The following is a 16,228-nucleotide window of genomic DNA, read 5'->3' as shown; positions in this document are numbered from 1 at the left end:
GGGGAACCGCGGTACGCGGTCCACCCGCTGGAGTCCACGATCGACGGGCTGAACCGGGGCGGGCTGCACGACCCGGACGCGCTGCTGCTGTACGCCTGCGCGATCGGCCCGTACATGGAGCTGGGCGCGCACGCGCGGGCCGCCCGGCGGCGGAGTTCGCGCTGTCCCTCGCGCCGCGGTCCAGGGATCCCGCGCCGGGCGGCCGGCGGCGCGGTCAGCGGCGCAGCGCTTCCACGGGAGGGATGCGGGACGCCCGCCAGGCGGGGTAGAGGCCGGCCAGGAGCCCGGTGGCGAGGCCGAGGGCCGGGGCCACGGCCAGGGTGGCGGGGTCGAGGACCGGCGTCCACCTCTTCGCGGCCGCCACCGATACGACGACCACGGTGCCGATCGAGGTGCCGACCAGGCCCCCGATGAGCCCGAGCGCCGTCGACTCGGCCAGGAACTGCGACGTGATGTGGACCCCGCGGGCGCCCAGAGCACGGCGCAGACCGATCTCCCCGGTGCGTTCCATCACGGCGACGAGGGTCGTGTTGGCGATGCCGACGGCGCCGATGACGAGGCACACCCCGGCGAGGAGGAGGAACAGCTGGCTCAGGTCGTCGCCCACCGCGGTGCGCAGCGACCGGGGGTCGGGGGGCGGGGTCACCCGGAAGTACTCGGGGTGCTCCGGCCGCAACGCGAGAGCCGCCTCGTCGGCGATCTGGCCGGCGGCACCGAGATCGGTCGAGATGAGCATCTGGGCCCCCTCGTCGCTCGGCGCCCCCCACGTCCGCTCGGCCACGGAACGCGGCACCGTGACGGACATCAGGAGTTCCGGTTTCCGCTCGACGTCCTCGAGAATGCCGATCACGGTGAACGAGGTGCCGCCGATGAAGACGGCGGGGCGGGTGTGCAGCGTGGTGATGCCGAGGCGGGCCGCCGTGGCCGGGCCGATCACCGCGACCGCTTGGTGGTGCCGGTCGTGGAAGTCGTCGAACCCGCGCCCCTGGGCGAACTCGGCCCGCGCCGCCGGCCAGATGCCGGGCGAGGCGGCGATCACCTGGGTCTGCGCGTCGGCACTGTTGGCCTTGCCCACGGGCGCGGCCCGCACGCCGTCCTCGGGCCCCAGCCGGACGTTCCAGTAGACCCCGGCCGCCTGGACCCCGTTCAGGCGCGAGATGCGCGCGTCGGCGTCCTCGGGGAAGGAGAGTGCGGGGGCGGCGGGGTTCCTGGGGCCGATGTCGGCGACACCGACCTCCGTGGCGGTGAGCGCGTTGAACCGCGTGTCGATCTGGGACGCGGCCGTGGCCGTGAGACCCAGCACCGCGATGAAGGAACCGACCCCGAGCACGGTGCCGAGCGCGGTGAGGACCGCGCGGGCGGGGCGCTGGAGTATGCCGGCCACGGCCTCGGAGAACAGGTCGCGCAGGGCCAGGCGGGACCGGCCCCGGACGGATTGCCCTTGCTTCACAGGTCCCCTCGGTGCCGTGCGGGGTCGGACAGGACGCCGTCCCGGATCGTGACGGTGCGCTGCCCGTGCCGGGCGACCTCGGCGTCGTGCGTGATCACCACGATGGTCATGCCGTCGCGGTGCAGCCCGTCCAGCAGCGCGAGCACGGAGGCGGCGGTCGCGGAGTCGAGGTTGCCGGTCGGTTCGTCGCACAGCAGCAGCGACGGCTCGGCCACCAGGGCGCGTGCGATCGCGACGCGCTGGCGCTCCCCGCCGGACAGCTGGGTCGGCAGGGCCGCGGCCCGGTGACCCAGGCCCACCCGGTCCAGTACGGCCGCGGCCCGCAGGCGCCGGAGCCGGCGGGGTACCGACTGGTAGACCATGGCGAGTTCGACGTTCTCCTGCGCGCTGCGGTGCGGAAGGAGGTGGAAGGACTGGAAGACGAATCCGATGCGCCGGCCGCGCAGCGCGGCCAGGCGGGAGGCGCTCAGGGCCGTGGTGTCGATGCCGTCGAGGAGATAGCGGCCGTGGGTGGGGGCGTCCAGGAGCCCCGCGATGTTCAGGAGCGTCGACTTCCCCGAACCGGAGGGACCCACCACCGTCACGAACTCCCCGCCGGCGATGCGCAGATCGCAGGGGCGCAGGGCGTGCACCGCCGGAGGGCCGGGGTAGGTCAGTCCCACGCCCCGGAACTCGATCACCGGCGTGCCGTCGCCGGGCATGGTCACGGCCCGTCCACCGCCGCTCTCGGCCGTACGCCCACGACGACCTGGTCACCGGCTTCGAGGCGGGCGCCCTCCACCGGGGTCACCTGCACGAAGCCGTCCCCGGACACGCCGACGGAGACGGGGACCCGGCGCTCCGTCCGGCCCTCGCGCACGGTGACGCCGGTCAGTCCGTCGGCGCTCGTGGAGACGGCCGACGAGGGGACGGCGAGCACCTCGCCCTTCGAGGAGGCCGCCACCACGGTCAGTTGCACGTTCTCGCCGTTGAGCCCGGCGGGCAGCGGCTTCGACGGCGTGACCTTCACGGTGTAGTTCTCCGCTCCGGACGGCTGGTCGCCGTCCTTCGCGGGGCTCGCGGCCCTGCCGACGGACGCGACCTTCCCGGTGAACTGCCGCCCGGACAGCTCCGCGTGGATGCGCACTTCCTGCCCGGGCCGGACCATCTCCTTCTCCTGGGGAGTCACGGATCCCTCGACCGTCAGGGCACCGGACGAGAGGGACAGGAGGTCCGAGCCGGCCTCGTCGCCGACCTTGGCGCGCACGTCGTCGACGTACGCGGGGAAGGAGGGGACGAAAACGACCTCGGACATCGGGAACGTCGTGAGGGGAGGCGCGGGGGTCCGCTCCTCCCCGGCCGCCGGAGGCGTCGCCCCGCCGGGCCCGGGCCGGTCGGCCGGGGTGACCGGGGCTTCGGTGACCGGGGCTTCGGTGGTCGGGGCCTCGTAGCCGATGGACGCGTAGAAGGAGGCCACGGCACCTTGGGTGCCGGGGCCGAAGACGCCCGAGGGGTCGGTGCCGGTGGGATGACCGGATTCCCGCAGTGCCTTCTGCAACTGGGCGACGTCGTCCCCGCGCTTGCCCGGCGCGAGGTCGCGGTAGGAGGGGACGGCGCCTTCGAGGACGAACAGGGGGCGTCCCGATATCTCCAGGATCACCTGTCCCGCGGTGATCTTCTTGCCCGGGGCGGTCCCGACCCTGGTCACCACCGACCGGCCGACCTCCTTGTCCGACAGCGGACCGGCCGAGACGTCGGTGTGCCGGGACGCACTGACCTTGCCCCGGGTGATCAGGGCCTGGGAGATCACCCGCTGCTCGACGGGTGCCGTGAGGACGTCCCGCGGCGGCGGAGCGGCGTCCGCGGCGACCTGGGCGGGGGACTTGATGAGCAGGGCGGCTCCTGCTCCGGCCCCGGTGCACAGGAGGCACGCCACGACGAGAACGCCGAGGCCCCGCCTCTGCCGGACGAGCCCACGGGGGCCGCGGGAATCCGCCAGCAGCACGGTCGCCTCCGCATCCGCGGTGCCGGACCGGTCGTCCGCGGTGTCGGGCCGGTCCGCGGCGTCGGGCCGGCCCATCAGGAACCCGCCACGACGTCGGCGGCCTTCTTCACGGCCGCGTCCAGGGACTCGCGTTCCTTGTTCAGCTGCTCGGGCCGGGCCTCGATGGTCTCCTTCTGGATCGCCGTCTCGGCCTCGAACCAGATCCTGGCCACGTCGGTCCTGTCCCGGCAGGCGATGTCGGCGGTCGCCGTCCTGATCTCGAGCGACGTGACCTCCGGGGTGCCGAAGCGGGGGTCGTCGCTCGCGTCCAGCGGGCGCGCGTAGTCGAACCCGCTCTCCTTCATGCAGGCGGACCACGCCCGGAACGCCTTGACCACCTTCGGATGCTGCTGGGACTGGATGAAGGCCTCGTTGCTGACCTTCTGGGCCACTTCGGTGGTGACCGCGCCCCCCGCGATCTTCCGGTCCGCCTCGCCCAGGCAGCCTCCCTCGGGCACCGGCTCGCCTCCCACCTTCGGTGCTCCGCCCTCCAGCGCGTGCGTCTCCGGGCCGCTGTCCGTCGTTTTGTCCAGGGCACCGGCCTCGACGGCCTTGTCGTACGCCTCCTGCTCCGCGGCCGCGGGCTTGTAGCCCCGCTCCTCGGCCAGTGCCATGTCGTGAATGCCGTAGCGCCAGTCGACCAGGGTCTTCGGGCCCAGACGCGGCAGGTCGGGGGCGGGCTGCCAGGAGAAGCCGAAGCGCTTCATGCAGTCGCCGACGAGGATCTTCCTGGCCTGCGAGATCTGCTTCCTCTCGCTGTCCGAGGGGAGGTAGCCCTCGATCGGCAGGACCCACGTGGCGGGGTCGGCGGCGTCGAAGGGGACCGTCGGCCTGGGGGACACCACGGATGGCTTCGAGTCCGTCGCGGCGAGCGAGCAGCCGGCGGCCGACGCCACCGTGGTCGCGGCGACGAGGACGCCGAGGCCGCGTCGTTTGATCATCTCGAGCATGTCCATGTTCCTGCTGTCCGGGAGGGCGGGCGCGGGACGGGGAGACGGGTTTCCCCCCGTTCCGCACCCGCCTGTCGGGGGGACGCCGCCAAGAGGCCGTCCCCGCGGGGGCCGAGGGTCAGAGCGTCTGCCAGGCGAACGAGGCGTTCTCGTTCTTCGTGACCGAGAGGTTCGTCTGCGAGCGGGGGCTCGACCAGTCGGCGGATCCCTTGTAGCCGCTGTTGAAGTACGTCACGGCGTAGTAGGTCGTGTGCTTGTTCTTCACGGAGGCGGCGTTGTTCTTGATGCCCTGTCCGTTGCCGTTCCCGCCGTGGCAGAACCTGAGCGGCTGGGTACCGCCCTGCGGAGCACCGCCGATGCGCTCGTCGGCGAAGTCCCACACGCTGTAGCCGATGTTGCGGTACGCGCCGCCGTAGTTGGAGTTGTAGTAGATCGCGTACTTGAACAGCGAGGTCGCCTGCGACTTCTCACAGGCCTCGGGGCTCATCTGGTTCTCGTATCCGGTGTTCGCCTGCGCCTGGGGAGCGGCGGCGAGACCCATGGCCAGAACCGCTGTCGCGATGATCGGGATTCTTCTGCGCACGGCAGTGTCCTTTCGGTTTCGTTCGCTGGTTTCGTCGGTCGGGTCTGCCGGCGGAGTCCGTCCGCCGCGCGGGTGAGCCGCTCGTCGCCCGGCTCGGTGCCGAGGGGGAGGAGCGGCTCGTCGGCGACCGCCTCCCTCTCCCGTTCGGCCGGATGACGGCACGGGATCCCGGAGGGGGCGGTCGCGGTTCGGTGAGGGGCGAGGAGGACGGCGAACAGGCCGGAGCGGAGCCTCAAGGGTGGTCAGGCGGTACGGGCTTCCCCATGACGGTGCTCTCCCCCGGTGGTCGGTCGGCGCGCACCGAACAGGAGTTCGGTAATGCGGGGCGCCCGGTACGGCGATCACCATAGGCGTCCCGTGAAGGAGTCATGCAAGATCCTTAAGTGAGGATGGCCTGATAGCGGCGGCGTCGCCGGTGCCCGCGACGGACGGGTGATCGGACTGTTTTGTTCCGATTTTCACCGGCGTGGAGCGGGGGAACGGGACCGTTCCGGGCGGCCGGGCGCGGCGCGGGATGGCGCGAAACCGACCATGTCCATGTCGAGCCAGGCGGGCGGACGCACGGCCCGTGTACGGGTCCGGTGAGGGGTTCGGGGAGGGGTTCGGGGAGGGGCCGGGACCGTGTTTCGGTGCGGGGCGGGAAGGGTAGTCGGGGCACCGTTCGACCGGTGACGTGCGAGGGAGGCGGTAGCCGTGCGCCCCAGGGACGACCCTGGCGGCGACCCGGATCCGGGCCGCTCCCGGGGCCCCGGTGATCGTGGCCGCGACCGGGCGGCCGAGGCGATCGCCGCCCGCGTGCGCGGTGCCGAGCCCGGAGAGGTGCCGGGCCGGCTGTGCGCGATGGCCGTCGAGCTGCTGCCGGTGGACGGCGCGAGCGTGTCCCTGCGCAGCGACGGCATGCCCGTACAGCTCGGCGCGAGCAGCACGCACGCCGCGTATCTCGCCCAGCTCCAGGCCACCCTGGGGGACGGTCCCTGCCTGCGGGCCCTTCAGACGCGCGCGCCCGTCCTCGTCCGCGACCTCACGGCCGAGTCCTGCGCCCACCGCTGGCCCGTCTTCGCCCAGCAGGCCCTCGCCGCCGGCGTGCGGGCCGTGTACGTCCTTCCCCTGGGCAGCGATTCCGTGTGCGTCGGCACGCTCGACCTCTACCGCGGCACCCCCGGCGGACTCACCGGTGACCAGCTGCACGTGGCGCGGCTGGTGGCCGGTGTCATGACGGTGGCGCTGATGGAGCTGCCGTACGGCGAGGAGTACGAGCTCCAGGGCGGCGAGCCCTGGCTGAGCGGGCTGGCCGCCGACCAGGACAAGATCTACCAGGCCGTCGGCATGATCATGGCCCAGCTGGGCGTCGGCGCCGACGAGGCCCTGGCCCGCCTGCGCGGTGACGCCTTCGCCCACGGCCGCACCGCCCTCGACGTGGCCCGGGACGTGGTGGCGCACCGCAGGCGGTTCGACGTCCCCTGAGCACGCCGGACGCGGCAGCCGCCCTCCGGCTGCCTAGGCTTGCCGGTCATGGAAACAGCGATCCTCTTTCTCGTCTTTCTGGTGGTCCTGGGCGACATCGCGATCAGGAGCCGTATCGCCCGCGCGGACCGCCGCGTGGCTCGCGTCGAGCGCAAACTCGACCTGGTCCTGGAGCACTTGGGGCTGCGGGAGGAGGTGCCGAGGGCGGACGAGATCACCGCGCTCGTGCGGGAGGGGAAGAAGGTCCAGGCGGTCAAGGTGTACCGGGAGGCGACGGGCGCCGATCTGATCGAGGCCAAGCAGGCCGTGGACCGCCTGGGCTGAACCGCCGCCGGAGGCAGGACACCCGCGCCGTCGGGCCCGCGTCCGCGCCGTCAGATCCGTACCCGCGACTGCCGGCCGATCTCCGACAGCCGTTCCGCCCCGAGCTGCGCCACCGCCTGCGTGATCTCGGACAGCACCTCGCCGAACCCTCCGTTGGTGAGGGTGATCGTGTCCTGACCGACCCGGACCGCCGCGACGTCCACGGTGAAGTACGTCGGCTCGCCGTCGGCCGTCTCACCCGACATCGTGACCCGCAGGGCGTGCCGCGCGTCCCCGGCCTCCGGCAGCGGCAGCTCCGCCACCTCGACGTCCTGCGCACCGGCCCGCGCGGTCGCCGCCGTGAACCGCTCGCACTTCTCCGGCAGCGTGCCGAGCCAGGCCAGGACGCGGTCCACGTCGGCGGGCCGGTGCGCGGCGATCTGGTAGCGCAGCTGGGTGCCGTTGGAGGAGTCGTCCAGCGCCACCACGGCATGCGGTCCGGTCGGCGCGCCGAACAGCTCCTCCGTGTAGAGGACGTCGAGCAGCCGCCGGCAGTCGGCGCTCCCCGTGTGCGCCTTGAGCATGCCGTCCCGCCAGGTCGCCGCGCCCCGGGTCGGCACCCACGGCACCCCCAGGTCCCGCTCCGTGATCAGCGCCGCCCGGACCTGCTCCTCGCTCAGCGCGGGCGGCGTCGGCGCGGCCGTGGCCGTGGGCTGCTCGACGGCCGGGGCGGCGGAGGAGGGCGCCCGGGCGGCGGCGGACGGGACGGGGACCGGCCGGGACGTCTCCCGGCCGTCGGCGGAACAGGCCGCCGTGGTCAGCAGGGCGGTCACCGACAGCGCCGAGGCGAGGAGGGCGCGGGCGGTGGCCGGGACATGGGTCATCGGGGTGCCTCCTGGTGGAGCCGGGCTGTCCAGGACCGGACCGGTGTTCCTACGGCACCACCGGGCCGACCGCCCCACCAGCGCGGCGGGCCGTCCGGGTGAGGCGGTCCGCCGGGCCGGCCGCCGGCGGGGAAAACCGCTCGCCGGCCTCCCGGCCCCCTGTTACCGTCCGGTCCATGAAGCGCGCCGATCCGTCGCTCACGACGACGCCGGAGAACGTCCCGGCGCGCTGACGGCTGACCACAGACGAAGCCCCGGGGCGAGTGCCCCGGGGCTTCGTCGCGCGTGGTGCTCGCCTCACGACCCGAGGAGCCCACCGTGCACGACCACCGACGCCTCGGCCGCGAGCTCGGCCTGTTCGACACCGACCCCCTGATGGGCTCGGGACTGCCGTACTGGCTCCCCGACGGCGCCCTCGTGCGGCACACCCTGGAGGAGTACGTCCGCGAGGCGGAGCGCGCGGCCGGCTACCGCCACGTGTACTCGCCCGTGCTCGGCAAACGCGAGCTGTACGAGATCTCCGGGCACTGGGACCACTACCGCGACGACATGTTCCCGCCCATGGAACTCGGCGCCGAACAGGTCCTGCTGCGCCCCAGCCTCTGCCCCCACCACGCCCTCGTCTTCCGCTCCCGCTCCCGCAGCCACCGGGAACTGCCGCTGCGACTGGCCGAGTTGGGCGGCATGTACCGCTCCGAGCCGTCCGGCGCGCTGGGCGGCCTGACCCGCGTACGGGCCATCCACCTCAACGACGCGCACGTCTTCTGCACCCCGGACCAGGCCGTCGAGGAGGCCCGCGCCGCCCTCGGCCTCATCTCCCGCGCCTACGCCGACCTCGGCATCCGGGCCGCCCGCCACCGCCTCTCCCTGCCGGGCGGCGGCGGCAAGTACGTCGCCGACCCCGCCCTGTGGGAGCGGGCCACCGCGCTCCTGCGCGAGGCGCTGGACTCGGCCGGCCTGGAGTACGAGACCGCCGAGGGCGAGGCCGCCTTCTACGGCCCCAAGATCGACGTGCAGATCGCGGACCCGGCGGGCCGGGAGTCCACCCTGTCCACCGTGCAGATCGACTTCCACCAGCCCGCGCGCTTCGGCCTGCGCTACAGCGGCCCCGACGGCGCCCGGCACCGCCCGGTCATGGTGCACCGCAGCGTCATCGGCAGCGTGGAACGGGCGGTGGCACACCTGCTGGAGGTGCACGGCGGCGCCTTCCCGGTGTGGCTGGCGCCGGTGCAGCTGGTGGTGCTGCCGGTGGGCGAGGCGCAGGAGGAGCGGGCGCACGAGGTCGTACGGCGGGCCGGTGAGCTCGGGCTGCGGGCCGAGGTGGCCGGGCCCGGACGGGGCAGCCTCGGCGCCCGGATCCGGCGGGCCCGGCTCGTGCCGTACCAGGCGGTGCTCGGGGAGCGGGAGGCCGCGGACGGTTCGGCCGCCGTACGGCTCAGGGACGGGCGGCGGCCCGGGACCCTGCCCGCCGCGGAACTGCTGCGGCGGATCGCCGAGAGGGTGGCGGGACGCGGCACCGGCCTCTGGGACGCCGCGTAAGGTCACAGGCACGAGCACGGACACGGGCCCGCGGATGCCGGTACCGGCACGGGCCCGCAGCGGGAGCGGTGGAAGGAGTCCTCGCCGTGACGAACGGTCAGCCCATCCCGGTGATCATCGACTGCGACACCGGGGTCGACGACGCCCTGGCCCTGCTGTTCGCCGTACGCCACCCGGGGATCGACCTGCGCGCGGTGACGTGCGTGGCCGGGAACACGGACGTGGACGGCGTCGTCCGCAACACGCTGACCGTGCTGGAGCGGGCGGGCGCGCCCGGCATCCCGGTGGCCCGGGGTGCCGGGCGCCCGCTGATCGAGGCACCGCGCTCCGCGCGCCACGTCCACGGCCACGACGGCATGGGCGACCTCGGTCTGCCCGCCCCGCGCCGCGCCCCGGCCGACGTGGACGCGGTGACCCTGCTGCGGCGCGAGATCCTCGCCTCCCCGCGTCCGGTGACCCTGGTGCCGACCGCCCCGCTGACGAACATCGCCCTGCTGCTGCGCACCCATCCCGAGGTCACCCGCAACATCGAGCGGATCGTCTTCATGGGCGGCGCGGCGGGCGCCGGCAACGCCACGCCGGTCGCCGAGTTCAACGTCTGGCACGACCCGGAGGCCGCCGCGATCCTGCTCACGGCCGGGGTTCCGATCACGATGTACGGCCTGGACGTGTTCACCCGGGTCGTCGTCCCGGCGGCGGACGTCCGCCGGCTGCGCGCGAGCACCGAGCCGGGCGCCCGGCTGGCCGGTGAGCTGCTCGCCCACCGCCCGGCCACCCCGGGCAGCCGCCCCGACGACCCGGCCGAGGACGCCGGCGGCCTCGGTGACGCGGGCGCGCTGTGCGCGGTCGCCGACCCGGAGGGGCTGACCACCCACCGTCTCCCCGTGGAGGTCTCCCTGGCCCCCGGCCCCACCCGCGGCCAGACGGTGGTCGACCGCCGGCCGCGCGTCGGCGAGTCCGAGATCCACGAGGGGACGCGCGAGCAGCCGCTGGTGGACGTCGGGCTGGACGTGGACGTGGAGCGGTACGTGAAGCTCTACCTGGCGACGGTCGAGGGACCGGGCAACGGCACCGGGTGACGGCCGCCGGGCGGGGGCGGTTCCCCCGGTGACGGGCCGGGTCACTGCTTCGGGACGGGGTTCTCGTCGGCCCACCGTCCTCCGCGCTGAGTAACCGGGAATCATTCCGGCAAACGGGATCAAAATGGCCCGCCACACCCGGAGGGGAATTGCTCAGCTCCGTCAGTATGTTCACTTTTACGGTGTTGTGGACAGATTCCTGCTGTCACCCGCACGCACCCAGAGGAGACCGCGTGACCGATCGCCCCACCACGCCCGACACCCGGCCGCCGCATCCCGCCCCCGGCGCCACGCCCGACCTCTCCTCCAAGAACCCCGACTGGTGGCGGCAAGCCGTCGTCTACCAGGTCTACCCCCGCAGCTTCGCCGACGCCGACGGCGACGGACTCGGTGACCTGCGCGGCATCACCCGGCGCCTCACCCACCTCGCCGCCCTCGGCGTGGACGCCCTGTGGCTGAGCCCCTTCTACCCCTCCGAGCTGGCCGACGGCGGCTACGACGTCGCCGACCCGCGCGACGTCGACCCGCGCCTGGGCACCCTCGACGACTTCGACGAGCTGGTCGCCGAGGCCCACCGGCTCGGCCTGAAGGTGATCGTCGACATCGTCCCCAACCACACCTCCCACCAGCACGTCTGGTTCCAGGAGGCACTGCGCGCCGGCCCCGGCTCCGCGGCCCGCGACCGCTACGTCTTCCGTGACGGCCGCGGCCCGGGCGGCGAACTGCCGCCCACCGACTGGCAGTCCGTCTTCGGCGGCAGCGCCTGGCAGCGGGTGCCCGACGGGCAGTGGTACCTGCACCTGTTCGCCGCCGAGCAGCCCGACCTCAACTGGGGCCACCCGGACGTCCGCGCCGACGTCCGCACCACCCTGCGGTTCTGGTCCGACCGGGGCGTGGACGGTTTCCGCGTCGACGTCGCGCACGCCCTCGTCAAGGACCTGAGCGAGCCGCTGCGCGACCTCGGCGCCCCCGAGCTGAGCCGCGAGGACGCCCTCGGCGAGTTCCCGCCCGGCACCCACCCCTTCTACGACCGCGACGAGGTGCACGAGATCTACCGCGACTGGCGCAAGATCCTCGACGCCTACTCCCCGCCCCGCATGGCCGTCGCCGAGGCCTGGGTCCCCGGCGCCCGCCGCGCCCTGTACGCCCGCCCGGACGAACTGGGCCAGGCCTTCAACTTCGAGTACCTGCAGACACCGTGGGACGCCGGCGCGCTCCGCCGGGTCATCGCCGACTCGCTGGAGACCGCCCACGCCGTCGGCGCCTCGGCCACCTGGGTGCTCTCCAACCACGACGTCGTCCGCCACGCCTCCCGCCTGATGCTGCCGCCGGGCACGGACGAGAACGCCTGGCTGCTGTCCGGCGGCAAGGCGCCCGCCGTCGACCCGGAGGCGGGGCTGCGCCGGGCCCGCGCCGCCACCCTGCTGATGCTGGCGCTGCCCGGCTCGGCGTACGTCTACCAGGGCGAGGAACTGGGCCTGCCCGAGGTCGCCGACCTGTCCACCGAGGTCCTCCAGGACCCGATCTGGGAACAGACGGGGCGGGTCCGCAAGGGCCGCGACGGATGCCGGGTGCCGCTGCCGTGGACGACCACCGGACCGTCGTACGGCTTCGGCGCGGGCGGCGCCTGGCTGCCGCAGCCGCCCGGTTTCGCCGCGTACGCCGTCGAGGCCCAGGACGGGGTCGAGGGCTCGACCCTGGAGCTGTACCGCACGGCGCTGCGCCTGCGCCGCAAGCTGATCGAGGACGAGACGCTGACCTGGGCGGAGGAGACCCCGGACGGGATCCTCCAGTTCGACCGCGGTGACGGCTGGCGCTGCGTGACCAACCTGTCCCCCGACCCGGTCGGCCTCCCCGCGGGCGAGGTCCTGCTGGCCAGCGCGCCCCTGGAGGACGGCCGGCTGGGCCCCGACACGACGGTGTGGCTGGGCCGCTGAGCCGGGCACCGCGCGGTCCCGTCCGGTCTCCTCGGAGCCGGGCGGGACCGTCCCGAGCCGGCTCAGGCCGGATCCGTGGACCGCGGACGCAGCGCGGGGCCGGGCGCCGGGGCGCCGGATGACCAGGTGGCCGACCCGGCGGTGCCGGCGGGTACCGCACGTGAACTCGATTCGTCCGACGGCAAGCGGCGGCCCGCGCGCTGCCACCCGTACGGGTCACCACCGCGGGCGGCCTGCGCGGGCACCCCGCCAGACTCGTTCCCGGGTGTGTCCGCGACGTCCGTACAGGGAGCCCGCCGGCGATGAACAGGCCGAACAGATCGAGCAGGCCGAACCGGCCGAGGAGGACAGCGGCCGCCGTGCTGACCGCGGCAGGCGTCCTCGCGGTCGCGTGGCCGGCGGCCGGGCCGTGCGCCGTGGCCGACGACCGCGCCGCCACGGCGCACGGCGCCCGGGTCGTGTGGGGCGAGGTGACGATCCCGCCCGGGCGGGAGGGCATCGTCGAGGCCGCGGGCTTCACCGAGCCGCTGCCCGGCACCGGTTCCACGCTGACCCTGACGGCCCCCGCCGGGGCCCGGGTGACCGGTGTGCCCCTCGACGCCCCGGGCTACCGGGGCGCGGTGGCCGCCGACGGACGGACCGCCGCGTACACCGCGACCTCGGCGGAGCGGCCGTGGCGCGGGGGAACCTTCCCCTTCGTGCTGGCGGTGCCCGCGGACGCCGTGCCCGGGACCCGGCTGGGCGGCTGCACCCTGCGGCTGGCCGACGCGAGCGGTGTGTCCGGGACCACCGGTGGCTGTCAGGTGACCGTGGGGCTGGCCGAGCCGGCCCTGACCCGCCCGGAGTCCGGCGTGCCGCTCGGCCCACGGCCGGAGATCGCCGGTACGGCCCACCCGGGCGCGCGGGTCACCGTCTCGGGTGAGGACGACGGTGAGGTGTGCACCGCCACCGCCGGGCCCGACGGCCACTGGAGCTGCACACCCGGTCCGGCCCTTCCGGTCGGCCTCGGCCGGCTCCAGGCCACCGCGACCCTGAACGGGGTGAGCGCGACGAGCGAGCAGATCCAGATCACGGTGGCGGACGCCGCCACCGGTCCGTCGGCAGCGCATCCCGCCCGCCAGTAGCGCACCGCGTCCGCCAGGAGCGCACCGCGTCCGTCAGTAACGCACCGCCCGCTCCACCACGGGGCGGGCGTCGCCGGGCAGGTCGTGGGTGCTGCGCGCGGTGGCCTTCGCGGACTCGCCGGGCGGCACGTCGTCCACGGTGACGAGCACCACGTCGAGCAGCCCGCCGTCCGGGTCCGTGAAATCGACCTGGACCAGGAAGGTCCGGGTCGAGTCGTCGGTGTTGCGCACGGTGACCTCGACCGTGCCGCGCCCGTCGGGGGCGACGGACGGGGAGCCGAGACCGACGTCCTCCTCGGCGTCGAAGCCCCGCACGAGGTCCTCGAACCGGCGCCCGGCCTCCGCCGTCGCCGACTCCCACACCTCGGTGGCCCGGGAGGCCAGGGAGGAGGCGGGCGGCTCGGCGGGTTCCGGCTCCTCGTCGGTGCACCCGGCCACCCCGAGGACCGGCAGCGCCACCGCGAGCGCCGTCGCCGCCGCCGTCCCGCGCCCGCGGCGCCGTCCGGTCATGTCGTCACCTCCCGGGGCGGTCCCTCGGGAGCCCTCAGGGACTCCCCGGAGCTCTCCGCAAGGGGGAGCGGTCAGACGTGTCCCGGGCCACCGCTGCCGAAGGCGCCGCTGGAGCCGGGCAGCCAGCGCTTGCGGTGCTGGTCCTTCCCCGTTCTGCTCCCGGCGTGGTGGAGTTCGTAGGGCATGAGCCGTGCGCCGCCCTTCGACACCAGCGGTACCTCGTCCGGCTCCCGCACCTCCCGCATCTCGCGCACCGCGCCGCCGTCCGGCAGCTTCGGCTGCTCCTCGGGGCTGGGGCGGTGCTCCTCACGATCCATGACCCGCATGCCGACACGTACGGCCCAGATCAGCGCGCCGGCCACCACCAGCCCGCCGATGAAGGCCGCGGCCAGGTTCCACACGTGCTGGCTTGCGGCCAGGAGTTCATACGCTGCCGTGTTCATGGTCCGATTATGGCCGAGGAAATGAGATAAAGCGCCCGGAATGTCCCCATGGAAGAGGCGGGCCGCCGGGCCACCCCCCCTCGTTCGGCCGTCCCGGCGGGCGGTCCGCCCCGCGGGATGGCAGATTGCGGCCAGAGGGAAGGCCGGGACGGGCCGTCGCGTCCCCACGTGTGCAGCTCGGGGCCCGGCCCCGGCCTTCCCCCGGTCCTCGCGCACCGCATCCCCGCGCCGCCCGGGAGGCCGTGTCCCGCGCTTTGGGGGCGCCGGCGGGCCGGACGGGACCGTCCGCGCCGGGTGACGAAATGGCTCTCCCTCAGATTCCTTGTTCGCATGGGGTGATGAGGTTTGCGGGCTCCCGGGGGGAGCTTGCCCGAGGTCTTGGGAGTTCGCTCGATGCGCGAAGAATCCTTCATGCCGCGGCGCCACGGACTCCGCCGCGGCGCCGGGTACGCGGGCGGCGGCGGTGGCGCCGGCACGGACGACCCGCGCGGTGTCACCGGCAGTGGTGGCGGCGGCACCAGCTACGTCGACCCCGCCCGGATGACCGACGCCCGCGTCGTGGCCGGCACCGGCTCCGTCGGCGGCACGACCACCGGCAGCACCTCGACGCAGACCGTGGGCAGCCTGGCCCTGACCGGAGCGACGGGCACGGGCACCCTCGTCACCCTCGCCGCCGCGCTCGCGGCGGCGGGCCTCGCGGCCTTCCGCTACGCCCCCCGCCCGAGCTCCCGCTCGTCCACTCGCCCGTCCGCCCGCGACTGACGCGGCGGCGGCGCGGGGCGCACGAGCGGTCACCCGGAAGGCCCGGGCCCCCACCGGACGCCGTCGGCGCGTCCGGCGGGCCCGGGTCTTCGCCGTGCCGGGGCCGGGGCGGGCCGGGTGCACCGGGCGCCGCCCGCACCGCCTCACCCGCGCGGGCGGCGCGGAGGAAGCAGCACATCTGTCTCCGCCACGGCAGATTTTCCACCGAGCCGACTAGAGTTCCCCTGTGGGGAACCCGTCCCCACGGCGGGCCGTTTCCCTCGCGGTCCGCGGGAAGGTGCGTATGCCCTCGGAAAGTCAGCCGTACGCCGACGGCCGGCAGCCGGACGACAACCGGCTCCCCGTCGTCGACCGGCTCGACGACGACCATTTCCCGGCCTACACCATGGGCAGGGCCGCGGAACTGGTCGGAGCCACACCCGCTTTTCTCCGCGCTCTGGGCGAGGCGGAGCTGATCACCCCGATACGGTCCGAGGGCGGTCACCGCCGTTACTCGCGCCACCAGCTGAGGCTGGCCGCCCGGGCCCGCGAACTCGTCGACCAGGGGACGCCGGTCGACGCCGCGTGCCGCATCATCAGCCTGGAGGAGCGGCTGGAGCGGGCCGAGCGGGCCAACGAGGAGCTGCGCCGGGGCGACGAAGACGCCGTCCGCGGACGCCGGTGAAAAATCTGTCCCCGCCGGAGCAGAAATTCACCGTCCGCTGCCGAAATCTTTTTCGCTAAACATGCAACCGGTGTTTTCGGCCAGTGATTTTCCTCGCTTGCCCGGGATTCCTTTCATGCTAGGCTGACGCCAGTTGCAGTTGTGGTTGCCAGTTTGCTACCGGTTCTCCGGGCAGGTGATCATCGCGACGATGAGGGGATTCGTAAAGTGCGAGTTCCCAGCACTGTCTCAGGAGATTTGATATGGCCACCGGTACCGTGAAGTGGTTCAACGCGGAAAAGGGCTTCGGCTTCATCGAGCAGGACGGCGGCGGCGCCGACGTCTTCGCCCACTACTCGAACATCGCCACCTCGGGCTTCCGTGAGCTCCAGGAAGGCCAGAAGGTGACCTTCGACGTCACCCAGGGCCAGAAGGGCCCGCAGGCGGAGAACATCGTTCCCGCCTGACCTGCACGCAGGGATTCGAACAGGGGCCCGCACTTCGGTGCGGGCCCCTGTTCCGCGTTTTCCGCCC

Annotated in this window: 17 protein-coding genes and 1 pseudogene; 10 read left to right on the top strand and 8 right to left on the bottom strand. The window is 74.0% G+C overall.

Annotated features, from left to right (window positions below):
* Window positions 1–194: pseudogene (locus RIM90_RS17095) on the top strand (transcriptional regulator); the annotation flags it as partial.
* Between the two features lie 20 nt (window positions 195–214).
* On the opposite strand, the gene RIM90_RS17090 reads toward RIM90_RS17095, so the two are convergent.
* The 5 genes from RIM90_RS17090 to RIM90_RS17070 all read right to left on the bottom strand — a co-directional run bounded on the left by RIM90_RS17090 (window position 215) and on the right by RIM90_RS17070 (window position 5,006).
* Window positions 215–1,450 (bottom strand): ABC transporter permease, encoded by a 1,236-nt coding sequence (locus tag RIM90_RS17090; RefSeq protein ID WP_309061570.1) that lies wholly within the window; start codon window positions 1,448–1,450, stop codon window positions 215–217.
* On the bottom strand, window positions 1,447–2,151 hold the full coding sequence (locus RIM90_RS17085) for an ABC transporter ATP-binding protein (protein ID WP_309061579.1): 705 nt from the start codon (window positions 2,149–2,151) through the stop codon (window positions 1,447–1,449). Before RIM90_RS17085 ends, RIM90_RS17090 begins: the two co-directional genes overlap by 4 nt.
* A 2-nt stretch (window positions 2,152–2,153) precedes the next feature.
* The gene (locus RIM90_RS17080) at window positions 2,154–3,509 is read right to left on the bottom strand and encodes an HlyD family efflux transporter periplasmic adaptor subunit (protein WP_309061569.1); all 1,356 of its coding nucleotides are present in this window, start codon (window positions 3,507–3,509) and stop codon (window positions 2,154–2,156) included.
* A complete protein-coding gene (locus tag RIM90_RS17075; RefSeq protein WP_309061568.1) occupies window positions 3,509–4,423 on the bottom strand; it encodes a hypothetical protein in 915 nt (304 codons plus the stop codon). Before RIM90_RS17075 ends, RIM90_RS17080 begins: the two co-directional genes overlap by 1 nt.
* Before the next feature lie 118 nt (window positions 4,424–4,541).
* Entirely contained in the window at window positions 4,542–5,006 is a 465-nt protein-coding gene (locus RIM90_RS17070) for a hypothetical protein (protein WP_309061567.1), read from the bottom strand.
* 693 nt (window positions 5,007–5,699) lie between these two features.
* Between RIM90_RS17070 and RIM90_RS17065 the strand changes: the two genes are divergently transcribed.
* Both RIM90_RS17065 and RIM90_RS17060 read left to right on the top strand, forming a co-directional pair.
* Window positions 5,700–6,470: a GAF and ANTAR domain-containing protein gene (locus tag RIM90_RS17065; RefSeq protein WP_309061566.1), complete on the top strand. Its 771-nt coding sequence runs from the start codon at window positions 5,700–5,702 to the stop codon at window positions 6,468–6,470.
* 48 nt (window positions 6,471–6,518) lie between these two features.
* On the top strand, window positions 6,519–6,794 hold the full coding sequence (locus RIM90_RS17060) for a hypothetical protein (protein ID WP_309061565.1): 276 nt from the start codon (window positions 6,519–6,521) through the stop codon (window positions 6,792–6,794).
* Window positions 6,795–6,844: 50 nt separating this feature from the next.
* Here the strand turns inward: RIM90_RS17060 and RIM90_RS17055 are convergent, their stop codons facing one another.
* A complete protein-coding gene (locus RIM90_RS17055; protein ID WP_309061564.1) occupies window positions 6,845–7,657 on the bottom strand; it encodes a hypothetical protein in 813 nt (270 codons plus the stop codon).
* Between the two features lie 318 nt (window positions 7,658–7,975).
* Between RIM90_RS17055 and thrS the strand changes: the two genes are divergently transcribed.
* The 4 genes from thrS to RIM90_RS17035 all read left to right on the top strand — a co-directional run bounded on the left by thrS (window position 7,976) and on the right by RIM90_RS17035 (window position 13,336).
* On the top strand, window positions 7,976–9,196 hold the full coding sequence (gene thrS, locus RIM90_RS17050) for a threonine--tRNA ligase (RefSeq protein WP_375165463.1): 1,221 nt from the start codon (window positions 7,976–7,978) through the stop codon (window positions 9,194–9,196).
* Between the two features lie 86 nt (window positions 9,197–9,282).
* Entirely contained in the window at window positions 9,283–10,275 is a 993-nt protein-coding gene (locus RIM90_RS17045) for a nucleoside hydrolase (protein WP_309061562.1), read from the top strand.
* A 233-nt stretch (window positions 10,276–10,508) separates the two neighbouring features.
* Complete coding sequence (locus RIM90_RS17040; RefSeq protein ID WP_309061561.1) at window positions 10,509–12,212, top strand: alpha-amylase family glycosyl hydrolase; 1,704 nt, start codon at window positions 10,509–10,511, stop codon at window positions 12,210–12,212.
* A gap of 302 nt (window positions 12,213–12,514) precedes the next feature.
* The gene (locus RIM90_RS17035; protein ID WP_309061560.1) at window positions 12,515–13,336 is read left to right on the top strand and encodes an Ig-like domain-containing protein; all 822 of its coding nucleotides are present in this window, start codon (window positions 12,515–12,517) and stop codon (window positions 13,334–13,336) included.
* A 33-nt stretch (window positions 13,337–13,369) separates the two neighbouring features.
* On the opposite strand, the gene RIM90_RS17030 is transcribed toward RIM90_RS17035, so the two are convergent.
* The gene (locus tag RIM90_RS17030) at window positions 13,370–13,846 is read right to left on the bottom strand and encodes an FxLYD domain-containing protein (protein ID WP_309061559.1); all 477 of its coding nucleotides are present in this window, start codon (window positions 13,844–13,846) and stop codon (window positions 13,370–13,372) included.
* A 71-nt stretch (window positions 13,847–13,917) separates the two neighbouring features.
* Window positions 13,918–14,289, bottom strand: coding sequence for a DUF6479 family protein (locus RIM90_RS17025; RefSeq protein WP_309061558.1), 372 nt, complete (start codon window positions 14,287–14,289; stop codon window positions 13,918–13,920).
* A gap of 393 nt (window positions 14,290–14,682) precedes the next feature.
* Here RIM90_RS17025 and RIM90_RS17020 point away from each other — a divergent pair, with 393 nt between their 5' ends.
* The 3 genes from RIM90_RS17020 to RIM90_RS17010 all read left to right on the top strand — a co-directional run bounded on the left by RIM90_RS17020 (window position 14,683) and on the right by RIM90_RS17010 (window position 16,161).
* Complete coding sequence (locus tag RIM90_RS17020; protein WP_309061557.1) at window positions 14,683–15,051, top strand: hypothetical protein; 369 nt, start codon at window positions 14,683–14,685, stop codon at window positions 15,049–15,051.
* Between the two features lie 283 nt (window positions 15,052–15,334).
* Entirely contained in the window at window positions 15,335–15,715 is a 381-nt protein-coding gene (locus RIM90_RS17015; protein WP_309061556.1) for a MerR family transcriptional regulator, read from the top strand.
* A gap of 242 nt (window positions 15,716–15,957) precedes the next feature.
* Window positions 15,958–16,161 carry a cold-shock protein gene (locus RIM90_RS17010; RefSeq protein ID WP_020871138.1) on the top strand — a complete coding sequence of 68 codons (204 nt, stop codon included), beginning with the start codon at window positions 15,958–15,960 and terminating at the stop codon, window positions 16,159–16,161.
* Window positions 16,162–16,228 lie beyond the last annotated feature (67 nt).

Origin of the sequence: Streptomyces sp., assembly GCF_031181555.1 — a bacterium.
GTDB lineage: Bacteria > Actinomycetota > Actinomycetes > Streptomycetales > Streptomycetaceae > Streptomyces > Streptomyces fimbriatus.
Note: the sequence above shows the minus strand (reverse complement) of the source record. Positions and strands in the feature narration are given on the sequence as shown.

What these genes read in the sequence shown, in the direction of transcription:
- RIM90_RS17085 (WP_309061579.1), bottom strand. Translation starts at nt 2,151, where the DNA reads ATGCCCGGCGACGGCACGCCGGTGATCGAGTTCCGGGGCGTGGGACTG.
- RIM90_RS17080 (WP_309061569.1), bottom strand. Translation starts at nt 3,509, where the DNA reads ATGGGCCGGCCCGACGCCGCGGACCGGCCCGACACCGCGGACGACCGG.
- RIM90_RS17075 (WP_309061568.1), bottom strand. Translation starts at nt 4,423, where the DNA reads ATGCTCGAGATGATCAAACGACGCGGCCTCGGCGTCCTCGTCGCCGCG.
- RIM90_RS17060 (WP_309061565.1), top strand. Translation starts at nt 6,519, where the DNA reads ATGGAAACAGCGATCCTCTTTCTCGTCTTTCTGGTGGTCCTGGGCGAC.
- RIM90_RS17055 (WP_309061564.1), bottom strand. Translation starts at nt 7,657, where the DNA reads ATGACCCATGTCCCGGCCACCGCCCGCGCCCTCCTCGCCTCGGCGCTG.
- RIM90_RS17035 (WP_309061560.1), top strand. Translation starts at nt 12,515, where the DNA reads ATGAACAGGCCGAACAGATCGAGCAGGCCGAACCGGCCGAGGAGGACA.
- RIM90_RS17030 (WP_309061559.1), bottom strand. Translation starts at nt 13,846, where the DNA reads ATGACCGGACGGCGCCGCGGGCGCGGGACGGCGGCGGCGACGGCGCTC.
- RIM90_RS17025 (WP_309061558.1), bottom strand. Translation starts at nt 14,289, where the DNA reads ATGAACACGGCAGCGTATGAACTCCTGGCCGCAAGCCAGCACGTGTGG.
- RIM90_RS17020 (WP_309061557.1), top strand. Translation starts at nt 14,683, where the DNA reads ATGCGCGAAGAATCCTTCATGCCGCGGCGCCACGGACTCCGCCGCGGC.
- RIM90_RS17015 (WP_309061556.1), top strand. Translation starts at nt 15,335, where the DNA reads ATGCCCTCGGAAAGTCAGCCGTACGCCGACGGCCGGCAGCCGGACGAC.
- RIM90_RS17010 (WP_020871138.1), top strand. Translation starts at nt 15,958, where the DNA reads ATGGCCACCGGTACCGTGAAGTGGTTCAACGCGGAAAAGGGCTTCGGC.